Genomic DNA, 17,422 nt, shown 5'->3' on the forward strand with positions numbered 1-17,422 from the left:
TGGCAGCTTTTTCTATATCGGAATTTCTAGGATAATTTTTGTCCCTTTATTTTCTTCTGAATGAACATTTATGGAGCCTCCTGAAGCTTTTGCCCGCTCTTCCATGCTAAATAGACCGACTCCTCTTGAAACTTCATTAACATTGAACCCTTTGCCTTTATCTTCAATAACAATACGGATTTCTTCATCCATTTGCCTGATTGTAACTGCTGCTTCATCTACCTCAGCATATTTCCTTATATTTGTCAGCGCTTCCTGTATGATTCTATAGATGGTGATTTCTTTATTTGAACTAAGGCGTGAAGCCAGATAACAATCAAAATGGACGTTGATATTATGATGTTCTGAAAAACGGACCAGGTAGGATCGGATCGCCGGTATCAGACCCAGATCATCAAGCACTGACGGACGAAGCTCCCATGAAAGATCCCGCAGTTCTTCAATGATTTCAGTTGCCTCATCCTGCATTTGATCAAGCAGCGGGTGGCTTATTTCTGCCTGAAGCCTATTAATGGTAATCAAATGGCTGTATAAGTTCTGTCCTATTCCGTCGTGAAGTTCCCGGGACAGCCTTTTCCGTTCATCCTCTTGAACATCTATGATTCTTGTCATCATTTTTTGCAGCTCTTCTTCTGCATTTTTCCGCTGCGTGACTTCATGTCGAATAGCTAGATGCTGGTAAGGTTTTCCTTTTTCATTAAGGAATGGGACGATCGTGGTATCTACCCAATAATAGGCTCCATTCTTAGCTTTGTTCTTGATTTCGCCTTTCCATACCTTTCCGGAAGAAATGGTTCTCCATAAATCTCTGAAAAACTCTTTGGAATGGTATCCTGAGTTGATAATTCTATGATCCTGTCCCAGCAATTCCTGGCGTGAATATTTTGAGATGCTGCAGAACTGATCATTTACATATTTAATTTTGCCCTTTTGATCTGTAATGGCCACAATAGAAGAAGAATCCAGGGCAAATTTTAAATCAATCAGCTCGTTCAGGGAATTTTTCAACTCCGCGACAACACGCTTATATTCAGTGATTTCCTTCCGGATGGCCAGGTATTTATACGGCTGCCCTTTTTCATCAATAAAAGGAACGATTGTAGTATCTACCCAATAATAGGTTCCGTCTTTAGCTTTGTTTTTAATTTCTCCGCGCCAGACTTCCCCGTTTGAAATAGTGGTCCAGAGGTTTCTCATAAAATCCTTGGAATGATAAGAAGAGTTGATGATTCTATGGTCCTTGCCAATCAGCTCCTCCGCAGAATATTTTGACACTTCACAGAACTTTTCATTCACATAGGTGATTTTACCTTTACTGTCTGTGAAGGCGACGATGGTTGATTCATCCAGGGCAAATTGCAGGTCAACCAATTCTTTTAACGGATATGACTGCTGCTTTTTTAAGCGGGAGCTGTCTTTTACTGAATGAAAGACAATCAAATAATAGCTCTCTTGTTCCAGCTTAAAAGAATTAATTCTATAAAATATTGAAAATACTCCACCATTGCGATGCTGTCCATACTGGTGAACCACTTTACCCTCTTCTGTTTCAAGCAGAGTGATCTCAGGAAGCAGTTCGTCCAGACACTTCCCCTGCAGTTCCTGTTCGCTATATCCAAATTGCTCTTGTGCCTGCTCGTTCACATAAGAGATGTTCCCATATCTATTTACAAGTATTGTTGCATCACTGGAATCAGGAGCAATCTCTCTCTTTTTTGCCTGCTGATTATTCCTGTCCATTTACGTTCCTCCAGTTGCATTTATTTAACCATTCAGCTTATTTTCAAGTGTCCTGGCTGCATCTCTTGCTTTACTTTGCATGCTTTCATCTATAGGCTGCCCCGACCGGTTCCCGATCAAGAGGACCCCCTTGGGAATCCCTTTAAAATGAATGGGAACAGCATATGCATGTATCAGGCCTTCAGCTAGCATAATCGGATATTCCAATGCTTTACCGGGAATATTTTCAGGGAAGTTGTCCACGTACATCTGCCTTCCGGTTGAGATGACTTTCCCTGCAATGCCTTTCCCGTACCTTACGGTTATCCGCTTATATTTATCGTTGCTGTTTCCTGCGGCATAGTGCCATTTTACATCCGGGCCATCAGTATTTTGCAGTGCCAATCCGACAAATTCACATTCAAGCTCTTTCAGCACCTTTTCACAAGGCTGATCTACCTGCACGATTTCTTCAGGGCTGCCCGCCTTATATTCCATAGCCAAGCAGCCCTTTCTTCAAGGCATAAGCAACAAGCTCCGGCCTTGTCTTCATCTGAAGTTTTTCCATTAAATTACCTTTATGTGTTTCAACTGTCTTTACACTAATCACAAGCAGTTCAGCAATATCCTTATTCGAAAACCCTTTGGCTATTAGTGTAAGAACTTCTTTCTCCCTGTCAGAAAGAAGGTTGAATGTATCGGTGTTCCCCTGCTTCACACTTCCGATATACTCCTCCATAAGCCTTTTGGTTGCAGAAGGATGCAGGTACGCATTCCCGCTAGCAACAGACCGGATGGCTGTAAGCAGTTCATCATGGGGTGCACTCTTTAAAATACACCCGGAAGCACCAGCTTGAATCGCCCTGAATAAGTACTCTTCATCATCATGCATCGTCAAAATAAGGATCGCTATTTCAGGCATTAACTTTTTTAATTCTGAGGTTGCCGACATGCCATCTTTCCCATGGGGCATGCTTAAATCCATGACAACCACATCAGGCTTTAATTCCATGGCCTGCTGAATCCCCTCATTGCCTTCAGAAGCTTCACCAACCACCTGCATGTCATCATGGTTATTTAAAAGCATTTTCAAACCCATCCTGACCACCGCGTGGTCGTCGCAAAGTAATATATTGATCAAGCCTGTTCCCCCTTAGCTTTTGTCCGTATATAAAATTCCACAATAGGCAACAAGGGAACCGCTGTATGCAGATCCCTTGATAAGAATAATCTTAGTATAACGGAAGGGTGATATCTATTGAAGTCCCTTCACCGATTTTTGAGCTGATGGCGCATTTGCCGTTGATTAACAGCATTCTTTCCATCATGGCAGCAATGCCGGCTGAGTTTTTCATCGCGGCATCTACATCAAAGCCCTTCCCCTTATCATTAATCGTGATTGAAAGCTTTCCCGGCTCCCACCGAATGAAAATGCCTGCACTCATTGTATCCGCATACCTTGCTATGTTAGCCAGAGCTTCCTGGCAAACACGGAACAGAGTAATCCTTTCCTGTTCTCTGATTTGCACTTCCTTTCCCTCATGCTGAAGATCAACGGTGACTCCATATGTGGAAGTGTATAATTTCAGATAACTTTTCAGGGCCGGGAGCAGGCCGAGGGTTCCTAGAGCAGGGGGATGCAATTCCACAGCCAAAAGCCTAATCTCCTGAATTGTCTTTTCCATCATTTGTGCCATATCCCCTATATGACCTTTCATCTCTGGCTGATCGACAGAAGTAAGAATGAACTGCATGCCTGTATATAAGCTGTAAAGCGTCTGCCCTACCCCTTCGTGAAGCTCCAGGGCAATGCGCTTGATTTCATCTTCCTGAGATTGAATGATATATGAACTGATATTTTTCTTAGCTGGCTGGGTTTCCATTTCATCCCTCCTCCTTTTGAAATTATTTAGCTTATTTTATGCTTTTTTTACCCGATGGCTGGAAATATCGCTGAACATGCCTGCATATTGAACTACATCTCCGGCATCATTTTTAATGGCACTTATGGTAAGCCATTGGAGATACTGTTCCCCATCCTTACGGGAATTCCATATCTCCCCTTGCCAGAATCCATTTTTTTCAATTGAATTCCACAAGTCCTGATAGAAGGCTTTAGATTGCCTTCCTGATTTAAGGATACTTGGTTTTTTGCCGACTACTTCCTCTTGCTTATAGCCGGTAATCTCTGTGAAAGCAGGGTTTACAGAGATGATTTTTCCGTTCTTATCTGTAACCAGTATACCTTCGATTGTATGATCAATCACCTGGCTCGCAATTTCCATCCTTCCCTGGAAGTACATCCATACAACCAGAATTAGGCTGGCAAGCGCGACCTGAGATAATGCCATAAAACCTATCGCATAATGCCCTGTAATATTAAATAGGAGAGTTAAAAGCAGCGGAGGGAAAAATCCGCCCAGACCGCCCATAGCAGACACAATTCCGTTTACAATGCCTGCCTGCTTCTGGAAATACATAGGCACAAGCTTAAAGATAACGCCATTTCCTATTCCTGCTGATAGAGCAATGCTTAAGCATCCAAATGTATACCATGTAATAGAAGGAGATAGAGATAGAATCACCGCAGAAATGGTATAGACTCCAAAAACAAACATCAGCAAAACTAAAGAGTGAAAACGGTCAGCCAGCCATCCGCCTATTGGTCTCATGGCAGTTGCCAGAACAATGAACCCTGCTGTTCTTAATCCCGCATCAACTTTATCAAGTTCAAAGTGAGCTACAAGGAAGTTTGGCAGATAAATAGTAAAAGCCACAAATGACCCAAAGGTAATAAAATAGAATAGGCTCAAAAGCCATAGTTTTTCATTTTTATAGACGCCTTTTATTTGCTCGATAAGCGGAGTCTGTACCTTAATTTCTTTTTTATCTCCCAGGAAGAAGTTAGCCGCAATGAAAATCCCCAGCAGAACAAGGTAAATCTGTACAGTTAGGGACCAGCCCAGTTTTGTGGCAACAACTGGTGCTGCAAAGGCAGTGATGGCCGTTCCAAGATTCCCTGCCCCATAAATGCCATTTACAAATCCATGGCGCTCCTTTGGGTAATACTTCGGAAGGGAAGTAACACCTACAGAGAATACTGCTCCGCCAAGGCCAAGGAATAATCCCCCGATAAGCAAATCAGTAATCGAATCTGCTATGCTGATATAATAGACTGGGAATAATAGAAGTATAAAACTCAGCATAAAGATTACTCTGGCGCCAAACTGATTAGCATAATATCCCAGAGGTATTCGAAGCAGCGATCCGAGGATGACCGGAACAGCTGTTACAAGCGCAAGCTTGTCGGATGGAATATTGATATCTTCCTTTATAAACGGCATAAGGGAGGATATCAGCACCCAAACCATAAACCCGGCCACTAAATTTAACGTCTGCAAAGGAAGCTGTATTTTTCTTATCATTTTGTTCACGCTCTCTTCTTAATTACATATTTTAATCCGGCTTCCTGATCAATTGCAGCCCACTGGGTCTCGGATGCTTTTACAGAGGATGTCAGCGGGACCGCAAAAAAGTTCATTTTATCAAAATAAATCCGCAAGTGTGTTCCATCAGGGCAAAGTCCGGTTTTTTCAATTATCTTAGGAACAAATGGCGCTTTGTCACTTCCATCTTCATCTAAGATTGCCACCTGAACCCTTTCCCTGACAAATCCATCCAGTTCCTTTTTATTAATGAGTTCCACAGCTGCCGCACCCTCTTTTAGCAGGGTAAACATACATCTGGTATCCCTGAAGATATTTCCAGAAGGATTCTCCTGCGTTTTCTTCTATAAATTCAATGGTTTCCTCTTCCGATTGCCATTTGCTCATGCCTTTTACCTCTGCTACAACAATGTCCATGCCGTCATGTGACTTTTCATCCAAGTACCAGTTAAGGCGGACTCCCTTAAAGAGCTCAGACAGGAGATGATCAACTTCAGAAACAAAATTGCCGGATTGTTCTCGTACAAAACAAAAATCAAGATAAGTTTCACTATTCATGTAAATCACGCCCTCATGTTAATCGTCTTTTTATAAGCGAATACAGCCAGGGGAAAAAGAATAATATTCAGCCCGCCGAAAATCAGTACATTTTCATAGTTTTCGTAATAAAATTGATGGACCATATATTGAGTGAAGACAATATTCATCATTAGTATCGCGGCTAAGATAATGACGCCCAGGTAACTACGCTTCATAACGCTTCACCCTCACTGCATAGACTGCACCATTCTCAACTTTAACCTGTATTTCCGGAAGCGGCCTTCTTGGCGGTCCCGCTGTTGGCGCACCGGTTTCCACATCGAACTTCCCGTGGTGGCAAGGGCATATCATTTCTCCTTGCTCCTTCACCCAAAATACCGGGCAGCGCAGATGTGTACACGCATTTTGATAGGCAACATATTTGTTCTCTGATAAGCGAATCAATATCGCATCATCATGATCACCGGGAAATTTGAACTCCACTGCATCACCGATTGGCAGCTTGCTTACTTCGGTTATTTTCTTATGAGGATATTCTTTTTCGCCCAGCCCCATTAATTCTTTGGCAGCTACCGCCCCCCAGGGAAGGGAGGACACCGCAAATACGCCGGCAGCACCAACCAGGGTTTTCATAAATCCCCTTCTATCCAGTTTTCTTTCATTATTCCGTTCGATATTATGCGTGTAATTATCCTCATTAAAGGGAATCTTGTTATTCCTTTCAGACATCCCTAATCCCTCCTAAAACAGCTTTGTAATCCCCTGCAGAATTCCCGGCAGATTTACCTTTACGTTTGTTTCGCCTTCAAGATAAGGCATGCTTGTAACCCATTTGCCGTTATCAAGATTAAATTGCTTCTTCTTGTTTTCAATTTCTTCATCTGTCAGCCACTGCAATGTGTTGGATGGACATACACTCGCACACATAGGAGGAATGCCATCTTTAGTACGGTCAATACATAGGTCGCATTTGTACATTAAGTTCTGCTCAGTATCAAATTTCGGGATGCCATATGGGCAGGCAATGGTACAGTTCTGGCAGCCGATGCATTTTTCGACAAGTGCGGATAACACAGCGCCTGTTTCATGAATTTGAATAGCCTGGGCAGGACAGCTTCGCGCACATGCTGGATTTTCACAGTGAAGGCACATGAGAGGCATTGTCTGCCGGTTTACAAGAGGATTTACATCATACACATAGTTTCTGTTGCGCTCCTCATGCCCCCCGCATTGTGTACATGCTGCCAGACAAGAACGGCATCCTATACAGTTTTCAAGTTCCAAATACAGCCTCTTTTTCATTTATTGCACCTTCTTTAATTCGACTTTTTCCAGCTGTGCAGCACATGCCTTGAACTCAGGCATACGGGAGATTGGATCTAATGCTGCAATTGTTAGCAGATTAATAGAATCTTCATGTCCAAAATGGTATGGAACAAAGACTGTATCCTTGCGGATAGCTTCCGTAATTTTGACTTTATAAATAGCCTCGCCTCTTCTTGTATATAAACGCACTCTTTCTTCATGCTCCATATTATAGGCAGAAGCTGTTTCAGGATGGATTTCTACAAATGGTTCCGGACACATATCATGCAGGAATGGTATCCTTCGGGTCTGATTGCCTGATAGATAATGATAAACTACCCGGCCAGTTGTTAAGCGGAGCGGATACTTTTCACATGGTTCTTCGGCTGGCGGACGGTACGGCAGGGCGCATATTTTGGCTTTGCCATCTGGATGGTAAAATTTCTTATCAAGGAACATATGCGGTGTCCCTTCATCATTTTCGTCTTTGCACGGCCAGAAGACTCCGTCCTGCTTATCGATTTTATCCCATGTAGCTCCATAGTAATCTGCATAGCCGCCCTTTGTTGCAAGCCTGAACTCATCTGCAACATCGCTTGCTGTTTTTAGGTGAGAAAAATATTTTCCTCTGCCTAACCGCTCAGCCAGCTCGACTTGAATCTGCCAGTCCGGCTTTGATTCGCCTACAGGCTCCTGAGCCTTATTAATCTTAATAATACGTCCTTCAATATTTGTTACTGTTCCTTCATCCTCTGACCACGTAACTGCTGGCAGGATTACATCTGCAAATTCAGCAGATTCAGATAGATAAAAATCGGAGCAGACCATGAAATCTAATGTTTTAAATGCTTTTCTGACAAAATTCTGATTTGGTGCAGATACAGCCGGATTTGAACAAAGAAGATATAAACCACGAATGGTCTTTTGCTCCATCAGCTCTATCATTTCATACGCGGATACACCAGGCTGCGGCATTTCTTCCGGGCTAATGCCCCATACACTGCATACTTCTTCAACATGTTTTGGATTTGTAATTTTTCTGTAGCCTGGAAGCAAATCTGACTTTTGTCCATGCTCCCTTCCGCCCTGTCCATTGCCCTGCCCGGTGAATGTGGCTACTCCGGCTTTTGGACGTCCGATTTTTCCTGTTACAAGAGCCATATTGGTGTAGGCGGAAACATTATCAACACCTTTATGCTGCTGTTCCACTCCTCTTGCAAACATAACAACTGCATTGGGTGCTTTTCCGTATATTTCAGCTGCTCGGATTATTTTTTCCGGTGCTACACCAGTCAGCATGCTTGTATATTCAGGGGTGAATTCCTTTACCAGTTCCTTTGTTTCTTCAAATCCGTTCGTATGTTCATTAATAAATTCTTCATCTATATAGCCCATTTCAATTAATTGATATATAATTCCGTTTGCAAGTGCAAGGTCTGTTCCGGGCTGCAAATCAAGATGGAGGTCAGCCCTTCTCGCAATTGGCGTTTCACGGGGATCCACCACAATGATATAACCGCCTCTTTCCTGAACGTTCCAAATACGGAACATGGAAGTTGGGTGGCACTCAGCTGTATTACTTCCGGCGATGAACAGACAGTCAGTTTCATGAATATCTGTCCAGGGCAATGTTGACCCTCTATCCACTCCGAAAGAACGAAGGAATCCGCCGGCTGCACTTGACATACAGAATCGGCCGTTATAGTCGATATAGCGTGTTCCCAGAGCAACCCGGGCAAACTTTCCTGTCAGATAACATTTTTCATTTGTCATTGAAACTCCGCTGAAAACGGACAGTGAATCTTTTCCGTATTTTTTCTGAAGCTCTTTGAATTTTTTTGCGATCAAATCATACGCCTCATCCCAGCTTGCTTCCCGGAATCCTTCTGCCGTTCCTTTCAAAGAAGCATCATCCCTGATCAGCGGTTTTAGCAGACGATCTTTGTGGTTGGTCTGCTGGTAGGCGGTAACACCTTTCGGGCACATTTTGCCAACAGTAACCGGCCAGTCATAACGGGGTTCAACCCCGATAATTTTATTTGTCTGTGTATTAACCCTCAAGTTCATTCCACATTGCATGCCGCAATAACTGCAGTGAGTTTTTATCAATTTTTCGTTCGGATGGTTTAAATTCTCTATTTCTTTAAAAAACTTATCCCTTTGCATTCTGGTTTGCCTCCTTGACCTTCACTTCATGAGTAGGGAATCCGGAAAATTGTGCAATCCGGTATTTTCTTCGGCAAGGGAGGCACATTTCAGCAAGATAATGCCCTTCCTTTGCTTTGAATTCAATAGCGTTCACGCCGAGTACATCGACTACATCTTTTGATTGTTCAACTGAAACAAACTGATCTCGGCAGACCCTGCATTCCTTCATGCCCTGTTCAGCGTAATGTTCCCTGTAGTTTCTTGCCAGAACACTCATTGGGCGGAAAGGAATATGTGCAAGCTTTCCAAACGGCAGGTAAATCAGTGTGATGATGACTGACCATTGATGGATCAGGGACATTGCTGGCTGTCCTGAGCCGTGCAAAAAGATATTCATAAAGGTTAAAGCCAAGCCTGTGAAACTAACTAGAAGCAGCATATACAGTGGCATGAAATCATACAGGAATTTCTGCTCTGCTCTAGCCTGCATATTTCTCAGGCGGCGGTAAAGCGCCATGCAAACACCGGCAATTACCATTACTGCTGTGATATTCAGTGCATTGTAAGAAAGGTTGGCGATAATGCCATCCGCCGGAACCGTCATCACCTTCATGCCCATTGCAATAATGTTGTAATGGCCATTATCATCCATCGTAAAATACATCCAGCCGAACACGAGAGGGAATGTAACAAAGCAGGATAGGATACATCCCCAGCCGATCAGTACGTGCTGAGTCCATCGGTAAATTCCCCTATTCCAGATAAAGTTGTAAGTTGCAAGATGCTCAACAGATGTCTTTGGCGTTGACTTTCTAAAAAGCAGCTTCAATCCTTTTTTCAAAATAAGCTTAGTTGGCGGTCTTTCGCCCCAGGCGATGAATCTATAGAAAAACCCTCCAATAAACACAATCGTTCCGACCATATATCCGTAAAGGTTTAAATCAACATGTGTAAACATTCTCGTGCCAATAAAAGAAAGAATAGCTAATGCTGTTACAGATAAAAACATCGACTTGGCAAAATGTGATGCAAACGCATTGTTTAATGTGTTTCCTGATTTTTGATTGACTGCAGCTTTTGCCTGCATAATAACTCCTCCTCATTCACAAACAATTACCTTAACCTTATTGTAAAATCGGGAGGAGTTTTTACATATCGGGGAAATTCCCCATTAGGAGGGGGAATTTCCCCTATCTTGGTATGCTGTTAATTTCATCAAAAAAACTCCCGCGTTCCCGAGAGAGTCCGAATAGAGCCTTCATTCTCCTTCTTCCAGAAATAATGCCTTCTCTCTGGAAGAAGATATGCTATTATTAGAAAAAAGGAGTGGTTATTATGGCTAAATCAGCAGCAAAGAAGATGCGCGATAAAGCAGTGCGTGAGGGGAAAAGGAATCCTGAATGCAGCAGAAGTCCCTTTGTATTTACAGACATGCGATCGAGGAAAACAAAAACAAAAAAAGATTATTTATATAGAAGTAAAAATAAGAACCTCAATTCTGAAGAAGGCAGAAAAGATGGTTCTTTTTATTATACATATTTGAGGGACCTTGATTATAATGCTCAATTTATCTTGCCTGGACTGCAGTTTATTTCACAATAAAAAAAAACGGCCTGTCCATTAAGACCAGCCGCTTTTTCTGCTTTTATTTACTAATGCCCTTTTGTAATATTCCCATTTCTTCAATATTTCTCCGCGTTTCATTATCACCAAGTTCATAAATCAGCTTATACATATCCTCCATAGAAGCATCATAATTATGATTTTCTGCCTTCTCCTTATCCTCCACAAACGGAACATGTGCAAGCTCAAAAGTTTTCATATCTGCGTCATAATTACTCTCAATGTAATCAGCAAGCTCCTGCATTTCCTGGTCATTGGCATGAATTTTAAACTGCCATTCAACTGCTTTAACGGGTTCTGCGTAAACTTGTGCATTTTCAATATCTATATAATATGATTTTTTTGTTTGATCCATAGTTCACATCTCCTCTGCTTTTATACGCTATTTACCACAAATCATCGAAGTTTAACCATTTATATTGAATACATTTTTAGGCTTCGGATGGGCATGATATAGCTGTGCATTTTAAGGAAGGTGGCACAATAATGAATTTTCTCAGGAGGTATACTATGGGTATTTTAAGCGGAAATCCAAAAGATGAGCCGATGCACTATGGTGAAGTCTTCAGTACTTGGTCTTACCTGCTTGCTGGAAAAGGAATGGCTTCTGCGTACCAGACCATGCTAAGCCACTCTGGAGATGAGGACTTAAAGAAATTGCTTCAGGAAGCTATTCGCCTATGCAAGCAGGAAGAAGAACAAATCGAGGCGATGTTAAAGGAAAACGGGATTGGCCTTCCTCCTGCACCGCCTGACAGGCCCGATGCTTGTGTGAATGATATTCCTCCAGGTGCCAGGTTCATGGATCCTGAGGTAGCTGCAAAATTAGCGGGAGACCTGGCTGCAGGATTGGTTGGCTGCAGTACAATTATGGGACAGTGTATTCGTGAAGATATTGCAGGCATGTTTGGCCAATTTCATACACAGAAAGCTGCATTAGGTATAAAGGTTCTTCGCATGAATAAAGAAAAAGGATGGCTGATTCCTCCGCCGCTCCATCTTCACAAATCAGATAATTGCTAAAGGATTACTTAAAGATGCAGGATGAAAAAGAGAGCAGAGTACAGTCTGCTCTCTTAGTGATTTCTGATAGGTATGTATTACAGATTCCCCACCAAACAAAATTATTATAAAAAAGCCTTAGTCCGCAATGTGACTAAGGCTCATTTTGTTACTCAGAGTATTTGCTTTCGCTCGAATCAGGTGAGACCATTCCGCCCGCACCGCTGGAATTAATATCAGGTTCTGCTCCTTCAGGCTGAGATGGCAGCACTTTGTTTTTCTTTTGATTAGGAAGGCCGGAATTCTCCTTTAGATACTGATCATTTTCCATAATCGTCACCACTTTGAACCCTGTTCCCTCCAGCTGGCTCTTCAATTGATCAAATACTTGTGTCTGATTATGATTCAATTCCTGATTATCATACTGAAGCTCTACATTTATTGTTTTCATGTCAGGACCTCCTTTTCTAACTTAATTTCCCGAAAGTCCCTTAACTAAACAATATTGAAAGTTTAAAAAAAATAAAGGTTTGTCACAGATCATAATAGGCTATTAAAAAAATAACAATTGGAACAGGAGCATGATAGTGATAAAAGAATGTGAATATTTGTCGTTTATTAAAGAAATCGGACGTCTTGTGAATGATTATTATAGATGCAATGACGAAAGGATAAAGCAAATACTTTTAGCGGATATCCAGTTAATCGGTCAGGCATTAAATTAATTGGATAGAAATACCATTCCCTTCATTCCTTTTTGAATCCTGAATATATATATTATTGTATGCTGGAATGATGAAAGGAGCAGACACATGTGGTTTTGGATTCTGGTAATCTCCATGTCTATTTTTATCCTCGCCATATTTGAAGAAACGATTCAATTTCTGGTTAATCGCAAAGTCTTTGGAAAAAGCGATACACCTGTTTTGGTTAAGGAAAAATTAAATCAAATAAAAAACAAATTAATGTTCAAGAAAAGCCATTCCCAATAGGAAAGGCTTTTCTTGAGGTCCCGCAATTTGCAGCTGCCTGTTCAAAGATAGTGCTCTTTCACTTAATGCAGTGCCGGCCATAGTGATCCAGAACGGCCTGCCATTTCCTTTTTAATTGGGGACAATACAAAATTTACTTATTCATAAAAGCCCTCCTGAAAACAGGAAGGCTTACTATCAGGATTCCTCTGCCCCGGAAGTTTCTTCATCTGACTGTTCCTCTTCTGCTCCGTGCTTCCGCTTCTTTTTCATCTCAAAATAGACATCTAAAACCTTCCTGCCAATTTCATAATTGGCTGTATGCCCGCTTCTTCCCTGGTATGCCCATGGAACAATGACAGACATGGCAATTTGAGGATTATTATGCGGTGCATAGGCAACAAGGCTTAAGTTCATAACATCTATTAATTTATCACCCTTTTTTTTGAGCGGGCCGTCATAAAATGCTTCGGCTGTACCTGTTTTTCCTGCAGGAGAATATGGTGCGTCTGCGAACCTTCTATATGCAGTCCCTTCAGGATGCTGCATCACCTGTCGAAGTCCCTCTTTGACAGTGTTAAGTTCAATATCACTCACATCTATCGTATTTAAGACTGTCGGCTGGATATCCTTCCAGATAGGACCCAACTCCTCCTGCTCTTTGGCAGGCTCACGGATCTCTTTTACAAGCCTCGGCTGAACACGATAGCCGCCATTTGCAATCGTTGATATATATTGGGCCATTTGCATCGGAGTATAGGTATCATACTGTCCGATTGCCAGGTCTAATAGGAAGCCCGGCAATCTAAGAGGCCCCTCATAGCCTATTGCCTCATTCGGCAAATCGATCCCTGTTCTGACACCAAGTCCAAATTGGCCGAAGGATTCTCTCATATCTTCAAATGCATTAGCGTTTTTAAATCCAAGAGGCTGATCATAAGCATACCTTGCATCCGCGATTTCGATTGCAGTTTTGAACATATAAACGTTTGAGGATATGCGCAAGGCCCTTGTTTCGTTCATTATTGCCTGAAAGTTAAACCACGATTTTTTAACCTGTGGTGTACCTGCTATTTTCATTGGTGCATCTAAAAATGAAGTCCCTGGTGAAATTGCACCGGTTTTATACCCTGTTAAAACAGTTGCCCCTTTTACAGAAGAACCTACATTATATGAGGAGGCAATCGTACCCAGCGCATAATCCTGCATAACTGTTTTGCCATCATCATCTTTGTCTATCATTTTCCCTGCCATTGTCAACACTTCACCAGTATACGGATCCATCAGGACGACGAATGCCCGGTCCATTAAATATGTTCCCCGGGTCCGCTTAGCAGCCCAAATTTCCTCTTCCAAAATTTTTTCCACAGCTTTCTGGAGGTCCATATCAATCGTCAGGACAAGATCCTTGCCTCTTTGGCCTTCCGAAACCACTTCACTTCCGAGAATTTCCCCTTTTTTCGTAATCAGCTTTTCTTTTGATTTTTGACCATGCAGAACATCCTCATATTGCATTTCCAGATAGCTCTTTCCAACACGCTCATTTCTGCTGTAATCCCTGGCCAGAAAATAATCAAGCCGCTCCTGGGGCAGCCCTTCACTGGAATCCGTAACCTTCCCCAGCACTGTCTGAAGCGTACTGTCAAAAGCATAAGTCCGGTCCCAGTCTGTGGTTGTATTGACACCTGGAAGATATTGAAGATTCTCGCTTACTGCCGCATATTCCTCATGTGATACGCCTTCATTCTTAACAATTTGCGGTGTCATCGCATAGCCGCTCGTAAATTCCCGAAAGATTGCTCTTACTTCCAGGTCCTGCTTGCTCAGCAGCTTCAGGTCTTCTTTAGTGATTCTTTCAAGCTGCATGTCATAAATTTGCTTATCATCCAGTTTTTTCTCTTTAAATAGCTTCCATTCCTTTTCAGTTATTTTTTCCCGGACAGCATCGGGATTTTTTAGAATCCAATGATCCTTCATATCCCTTTCGGTCACTTTATCTATCTCTTTATCAATCAGCACGGCCAGCCGCTCTGCCACCTCAAGCATTTCTTCCTGTTTGGCGTTCCGGTTGGTATATGTAATCGCACTCTTTGGGATATTATCTACGATAACCTGATGGTTCCGGTCAAGCATCCTCCCCCTTGGAACCGGGTTTGATACGATAACATCCTCTGTCCTATCAACCTCTTTTTTGTAGGTCTCTCCATTTACAATCTGAACTACGCCAAGCCTTAAAATTAGTACAGAAAACAAAACAAATACAGCAAAAAACAATAAATTGACCCTAAAAGGCACATGGCTTTTCTTTTTCTTTTTTTTCCCCATGTACGAATCTCCCCCCTAATGAACACGATGTCTGAATAATAGAGATTCTTCCAAATCTTCCCCAGTTAAATAATTCCACAAATGTAGTGGAATTCCTGCCAGTCTTAATTTTTTGTTATATAAAGGAATTTACATTAGGTAAGGAGAAATGTTAATCTGATTATCTTTTTAGGAGGGAATTAGCATGGAAAGAGCACAAAAATATTTAACCTATTTTTTATCCCATCGAAAGGTGACCAATGAGCTGATTTGGAAGATTGATAATAATAACGTTGATTATAAACCAGCAGAAACAAGCATGTCTGCCGGTAAACTGGTTACGCATATGCTTACTTCATTTTATATGTTTGCCAAAACAATCAAAGATGGCAGCCCGGCAGTGTTTGGCGAAAAGTTCGATGAAATTGCGCCAAATCTATCTGAAGCTGCTGAGAATTTTACAGAGAAAACAATTAAAGTTATTTCATCTTTAACCAATGAGGAATTAGAAAGAAAAATTGATATGTCACAGATTTTTGGAATTGAACTTACCGGCAGCCAGCTGTTGCAGATTGCAATGGATCATGAAATTCATCATAAAGGGAATTTGTTTGTTTATGTACGTGAGATGGGCCATACGGAGCTTCCGAGATTTGTAAGCAGAGGGTAAGAAGACGGACGCATTACGCGTCCGTTTTATATAAACTATTTAGTGGGGAAATTAATTCCGCCAGTTCATTTTTTGGTGAATTCACTTTGGATGATACCGGATATTTATCCATTTTTTCTGCCGGATAAGGTTCAAGTAAAGACTTTAAGTATGCAGTGTCATGAAGATGCGGATTCAGCCAATCCTCAAAATCTTTTTCCTCTAAAATGACCGGCATTCTGTCATGGACTTCTTCTGTTACTTCATTAGGCCCTGTTGTAATAATTGTACAGGTTAATAAGGGAGATTTGCCTTTATTCCAGATATCCCAAATTCCTGCAAAAGCAAAAGGCTGCTCATCTCTCATAATGAACCTGTAAGGCTGTTTTCCTTCTTCGCTTTTTTTCCATTCATAAAATCCGTCTGCAAGGATTAAGCACCTTTTGTTTCTAAAGGGACCTTTAAAGCTCGGTTTGGAATCAATGCCTTCTGCCCTGGCGTTTATCATTTTGTAACCTATTTTTTCATCCTTCGCCCAGTAAGGCACCAGCCCCCATTTCATCTGCCTGCCGATCCTCTGCTTGCCGTCGCCGGTGACTGTTAAGATATTTTGGCTCGGGGCAATATTATATCGGGGGATAACCTCCCCTTCTGTATATTCAAACCCAAACAGCAGCTGAAGATTTTGAATTGTTTCCGTCAGAGTAAACCTGCCGCACATTAAATTCACCTCTTTAAGTTAATTTTAAGATATTGTTCATCTATTCCCGGCTATAGCACATATTAAGACTGTCAGCTATTTTAAAGGAGGTATGTAATATGACAAAACAAGGAAGACAAAATCCTAATCAAACAAGAGCTCAAATTGAAAAACAGGATAAGCGAAATGATGTTGAACTCGGAAGCGAGTTTCAGGCAGGAAACACAAAATCTCAAAGCCAGAAAAAAAGCGGAAAACAAATTAATAAGAACTAATTAAGATGAAATCCCCCAGGTAACGGGGGATTTTTAAGTCCTAATTGTATAAATCTGGCCATCTACCGCAAAAGAAATCCGCCCTGTTTCCTCTGATACAACTATCGCAACCGCGTCAGATTTTTCAGTGATGCCTATTGCTGCTCTATGCCTGGTTCCAAGTTTCTTTCCTTCCATGCTTTTTTTAGTAAGAGGAAGGATACTGCCTGCAGAAATTATCGTATCTTCTCTAATTAATGTTCCGCCATCATGCAGCGGATTCCCCGGGTAAAAGATTGTTTCGATTAGTGTGTGGCTTACTTTTGCTCCAATCGGCGTCCCGTTATGTATATATTCTTCTACCGGCTGTCTTCTTTCCACAACAATCAGCCCGCCATGCCTTTTTTCGGACAGGTGCTGGGCGGCGAGTGATAAGCTTGAGTATTCCTTCGTAAATGGTGCTAAATATGACTGCAGATAATAAGTCGAAGCAATGGCGTGGGCTTCTGTAACAGTCTTATGCAAGGTTTCAAAATCGGATAATATACAGCAGCTGAATTCCTCAAGGGTTTTGGAAAGTGAGTGAATTTGATCATCAATACTTCCAATGTACCGGTTTAAATCTTTTCGGTACTGTTCTTCGCCATAAATCACCAGACTTCCTCCAATCTTAATTCATAATAGTACCTTTTCCAGTAAAAAATTATTTATCCATTTTACAGAATAGGTTTAGAACCTCTTTATAGGGACTAAATATAAGT

At 41.7% G+C, this 17,422-nt stretch carries 23 protein-coding genes; 6 read left to right on the forward strand and 17 right to left on the reverse strand.

Features of this window, described 5'->3' with window-relative positions; genetic code table 11:
* Positions 1–12: 12 nt before the first annotated feature.
* From AC6CHU_RS06165 to AC6CHU_RS06220, 12 genes are all read right to left on the reverse strand, one after another.
* A complete protein-coding gene (locus AC6CHU_RS06165; protein WP_498120750.1) occupies positions 13–1,740 on the reverse strand; it encodes a PAS domain-containing sensor histidine kinase in 1,728 nt (575 codons plus the stop codon).
* 24 nt (positions 1,741–1,764) lie between these two features.
* Complete coding sequence (locus AC6CHU_RS06170; protein ID WP_159862806.1) at positions 1,765–2,217, reverse strand: GAF domain-containing protein; 453 nt, start codon at positions 2,215–2,217, stop codon at positions 1,765–1,767.
* A complete protein-coding gene (locus tag AC6CHU_RS06175) occupies positions 2,207–2,860 on the reverse strand; it encodes a response regulator (RefSeq protein ID WP_159862805.1) in 654 nt (217 codons plus the stop codon). The genes AC6CHU_RS06170 and AC6CHU_RS06175 overlap by 11 nt, the downstream gene beginning before the upstream one ends.
* 91 nt (positions 2,861–2,951) lie before the next feature.
* Positions 2,952–3,602, reverse strand: a complete 651-nt coding sequence (locus tag AC6CHU_RS06180) for a sensor histidine kinase (RefSeq protein ID WP_159862804.1) — start codon at positions 3,600–3,602, stop codon at positions 2,952–2,954.
* 36 nt (positions 3,603–3,638) lie between these two features.
* Positions 3,639–5,144 (reverse strand): nitrate/nitrite transporter, encoded by a 1,506-nt coding sequence (locus AC6CHU_RS06185; RefSeq protein WP_251284003.1) that lies wholly within the window; start codon positions 5,142–5,144, stop codon positions 3,639–3,641.
* A 5-nt stretch (positions 5,145–5,149) separates the two neighbouring features.
* Complete coding sequence (locus AC6CHU_RS06190) at positions 5,150–5,425, reverse strand: hypothetical protein (RefSeq protein ID WP_251284004.1); 276 nt, start codon at positions 5,423–5,425, stop codon at positions 5,150–5,152.
* The gene (locus AC6CHU_RS06195; protein WP_498120753.1) at positions 5,412–5,723 is read right to left on the reverse strand and encodes a hypothetical protein; all 312 of its coding nucleotides are present in this window, start codon (positions 5,721–5,723) and stop codon (positions 5,412–5,414) included. Before AC6CHU_RS06195 ends, AC6CHU_RS06190 begins: the two co-directional genes overlap by 14 nt.
* A gap of 5 nt (positions 5,724–5,728) precedes the next feature.
* Positions 5,729–5,920 carry a hypothetical protein gene (locus AC6CHU_RS06200; RefSeq protein WP_159862800.1) on the reverse strand — a complete coding sequence of 64 codons (192 nt, stop codon included), beginning with the start codon at positions 5,918–5,920 and terminating at the stop codon, positions 5,729–5,731.
* The gene (locus tag AC6CHU_RS06205) at positions 5,910–6,434 is read right to left on the reverse strand and encodes a Rieske (2Fe-2S) protein (protein ID WP_159862799.1); all 525 of its coding nucleotides are present in this window, start codon (positions 6,432–6,434) and stop codon (positions 5,910–5,912) included. The genes AC6CHU_RS06200 and AC6CHU_RS06205 overlap by 11 nt, the downstream gene beginning before the upstream one ends.
* A 12-nt stretch (positions 6,435–6,446) precedes the next feature.
* Complete coding sequence (locus AC6CHU_RS06210) at positions 6,447–7,007, reverse strand: 4Fe-4S dicluster domain-containing protein (protein ID WP_159862798.1); 561 nt, start codon at positions 7,005–7,007, stop codon at positions 6,447–6,449.
* Positions 7,008–9,176, reverse strand: a complete 2,169-nt coding sequence (locus AC6CHU_RS06215) for a molybdopterin oxidoreductase family protein (protein WP_159862797.1) — start codon at positions 9,174–9,176, stop codon at positions 7,008–7,010.
* Entirely contained in the window at positions 9,163–10,245 is a 1,083-nt protein-coding gene (locus AC6CHU_RS06220; protein WP_498120756.1) for a hypothetical protein, read from the reverse strand. The genes AC6CHU_RS06215 and AC6CHU_RS06220 overlap by 14 nt, the downstream gene beginning before the upstream one ends.
* Before the next feature lie 248 nt (positions 10,246–10,493).
* On the opposite strand from AC6CHU_RS06220, the gene brfA reads away from it, so the two are divergent.
* Positions 10,494–10,760 carry a ribosome rescue factor BrfA gene (gene brfA, locus AC6CHU_RS06225; RefSeq protein ID WP_159862795.1) on the forward strand — a complete coding sequence of 89 codons (267 nt, stop codon included), beginning with the start codon at positions 10,494–10,496 and terminating at the stop codon, positions 10,758–10,760.
* Between the two features lie 43 nt (positions 10,761–10,803).
* On the opposite strand, the gene AC6CHU_RS06230 is transcribed toward brfA, so the two are convergent.
* Positions 10,804–11,136, reverse strand: a complete 333-nt coding sequence (locus AC6CHU_RS06230) for a hydrolase (protein WP_159862794.1) — start codon at positions 11,134–11,136, stop codon at positions 10,804–10,806.
* A gap of 155 nt (positions 11,137–11,291) precedes the next feature.
* On the opposite strand from AC6CHU_RS06230, the gene AC6CHU_RS06235 reads away from it, so the two are divergent.
* Positions 11,292–11,804: a DUF3231 family protein gene (locus tag AC6CHU_RS06235; protein WP_159862793.1), complete on the forward strand. Its 513-nt coding sequence runs from the start codon at positions 11,292–11,294 to the stop codon at positions 11,802–11,804.
* A gap of 148 nt (positions 11,805–11,952) precedes the next feature.
* On the opposite strand, the gene AC6CHU_RS06240 is transcribed toward AC6CHU_RS06235, so the two are convergent.
* Positions 11,953–12,234, reverse strand: coding sequence for a hypothetical protein (locus AC6CHU_RS06240; protein WP_251284007.1), 282 nt, complete (start codon positions 12,232–12,234; stop codon positions 11,953–11,955).
* 136 nt (positions 12,235–12,370) lie between these two features.
* Between AC6CHU_RS06240 and AC6CHU_RS06245 the strand changes: the two genes are divergently transcribed.
* Both AC6CHU_RS06245 and AC6CHU_RS06250 read left to right on the forward strand, forming a co-directional pair.
* On the forward strand, positions 12,371–12,508 hold the full coding sequence (locus tag AC6CHU_RS06245; protein ID WP_201306492.1) for a hypothetical protein: 138 nt from the start codon (positions 12,371–12,373) through the stop codon (positions 12,506–12,508).
* Positions 12,509–12,595: 87 nt separating this feature from the next.
* Positions 12,596–12,775, forward strand: a complete 180-nt coding sequence (locus AC6CHU_RS06250) for a hypothetical protein (RefSeq protein WP_159862791.1) — start codon at positions 12,596–12,598, stop codon at positions 12,773–12,775.
* 177 nt (positions 12,776–12,952) lie between these two features.
* Here the strand turns inward: AC6CHU_RS06250 and AC6CHU_RS06255 are convergent, their stop codons facing one another.
* A complete protein-coding gene (locus AC6CHU_RS06255; RefSeq protein WP_159862790.1) occupies positions 12,953–15,079 on the reverse strand; it encodes a peptidoglycan D,D-transpeptidase FtsI family protein in 2,127 nt (708 codons plus the stop codon).
* 184 nt (positions 15,080–15,263) lie between these two features.
* On the opposite strand from AC6CHU_RS06255, the gene AC6CHU_RS06260 reads away from it, so the two are divergent.
* The gene (locus tag AC6CHU_RS06260; RefSeq protein ID WP_251284008.1) at positions 15,264–15,728 is read left to right on the forward strand and encodes a DinB family protein; all 465 of its coding nucleotides are present in this window, start codon (positions 15,264–15,266) and stop codon (positions 15,726–15,728) included.
* 13 nt (positions 15,729–15,741) lie between these two features.
* Here AC6CHU_RS06260 and AC6CHU_RS06265 read toward each other — a convergent pair whose 3' ends face one another.
* Positions 15,742–16,428: an SOS response-associated peptidase gene (locus AC6CHU_RS06265; RefSeq protein WP_498120761.1), complete on the reverse strand. Its 687-nt coding sequence runs from the start codon at positions 16,426–16,428 to the stop codon at positions 15,742–15,744.
* A gap of 98 nt (positions 16,429–16,526) precedes the next feature.
* Between AC6CHU_RS06265 and AC6CHU_RS06270 the strand changes: the two genes are divergently transcribed.
* Positions 16,527–16,682 carry a PIN domain-containing protein gene (locus AC6CHU_RS06270; protein ID WP_201306480.1) on the forward strand — a complete coding sequence of 52 codons (156 nt, stop codon included), beginning with the start codon at positions 16,527–16,529 and terminating at the stop codon, positions 16,680–16,682.
* A 33-nt stretch (positions 16,683–16,715) separates the two neighbouring features.
* Here AC6CHU_RS06270 and cdaS read toward each other — a convergent pair whose 3' ends face one another.
* Positions 16,716–17,315: a sporulation-specific diadenylate cyclase CdaS gene (gene cdaS, locus AC6CHU_RS06275; RefSeq protein ID WP_159862787.1), complete on the reverse strand. Its 600-nt coding sequence runs from the start codon at positions 17,313–17,315 to the stop codon at positions 16,716–16,718.
* Positions 17,316–17,422: the final 107 nt, after the last annotated feature.

This window comes from Cytobacillus sp. GQ23, assembly GCF_059758675.1.

What these genes read in the sequence shown, in the direction of transcription:
- AC6CHU_RS06200 (WP_159862800.1), bottom strand. Translation starts at nt 5,920, where the DNA reads ATGAAGCGTAGTTACCTGGGCGTCATTATCTTAGCCGCGATACTAATG.
- AC6CHU_RS06255 (WP_159862790.1), bottom strand. Translation starts at nt 15,079, where the DNA reads ATGGGGAAAAAAAAGAAAAAGAAAAGCCATGTGCCTTTTAGGGTCAAT.
- AC6CHU_RS06180 (WP_159862804.1), bottom strand. Translation starts at nt 3,602, where the DNA reads ATGGAAACCCAGCCAGCTAAGAAAAATATCAGTTCATATATCATTCAA.
- AC6CHU_RS06170 (WP_159862806.1), bottom strand. Translation starts at nt 2,217, where the DNA reads ATGGAATATAAGGCGGGCAGCCCTGAAGAAATCGTGCAGGTAGATCAG.
- AC6CHU_RS06250 (WP_159862791.1), top strand. Translation starts at nt 12,596, where the DNA reads ATGTGGTTTTGGATTCTGGTAATCTCCATGTCTATTTTTATCCTCGCC.
- AC6CHU_RS06205 (WP_159862799.1), bottom strand. Translation starts at nt 6,434, where the DNA reads ATGTCTGAAAGGAATAACAAGATTCCCTTTAATGAGGATAATTACACG.
- AC6CHU_RS06260 (WP_251284008.1), top strand. Translation starts at nt 15,264, where the DNA reads ATGGAAAGAGCACAAAAATATTTAACCTATTTTTTATCCCATCGAAAG.
- AC6CHU_RS06270 (WP_201306480.1), top strand. Translation starts at nt 16,527, where the DNA reads ATGACAAAACAAGGAAGACAAAATCCTAATCAAACAAGAGCTCAAATT.
- AC6CHU_RS06210 (WP_159862798.1), bottom strand. Translation starts at nt 7,007, where the DNA reads ATGAAAAAGAGGCTGTATTTGGAACTTGAAAACTGTATAGGATGCCGT.
- AC6CHU_RS06230 (WP_159862794.1), bottom strand. Translation starts at nt 11,136, where the DNA reads ATGGATCAAACAAAAAAATCATATTATATAGATATTGAAAATGCACAA.
- AC6CHU_RS06220 (WP_498120756.1), bottom strand. Translation starts at nt 10,245, where the DNA reads ATGCAGGCAAAAGCTGCAGTCAATCAAAAATCAGGAAACACATTAAAC.
- AC6CHU_RS06185 (WP_251284003.1), bottom strand. Translation starts at nt 5,144, where the DNA reads ATGATAAGAAAAATACAGCTTCCTTTGCAGACGTTAAATTTAGTGGCC.
- brfA (WP_159862795.1), top strand. Translation starts at nt 10,494, where the DNA reads ATGGCTAAATCAGCAGCAAAGAAGATGCGCGATAAAGCAGTGCGTGAG.
- AC6CHU_RS06240 (WP_251284007.1), bottom strand. Translation starts at nt 12,234, where the DNA reads ATGAAAACAATAAATGTAGAGCTTCAGTATGATAATCAGGAATTGAAT.
- AC6CHU_RS06165 (WP_498120750.1), bottom strand. Translation starts at nt 1,740, where the DNA reads ATGGACAGGAATAATCAGCAGGCAAAAAAGAGAGAGATTGCTCCTGAT.
- AC6CHU_RS06215 (WP_159862797.1), bottom strand. Translation starts at nt 9,176, where the DNA reads ATGCAAAGGGATAAGTTTTTTAAAGAAATAGAGAATTTAAACCATCCG.
- AC6CHU_RS06235 (WP_159862793.1), top strand. Translation starts at nt 11,292, where the DNA reads ATGGGTATTTTAAGCGGAAATCCAAAAGATGAGCCGATGCACTATGGT.
- AC6CHU_RS06265 (WP_498120761.1), bottom strand. Translation starts at nt 16,428, where the DNA reads ATGTGCGGCAGGTTTACTCTGACGGAAACAATTCAAAATCTTCAGCTG.
- AC6CHU_RS06195 (WP_498120753.1), bottom strand. Translation starts at nt 5,723, where the DNA reads ATGAATAGTGAAACTTATCTTGATTTTTGTTTTGTACGAGAACAATCC.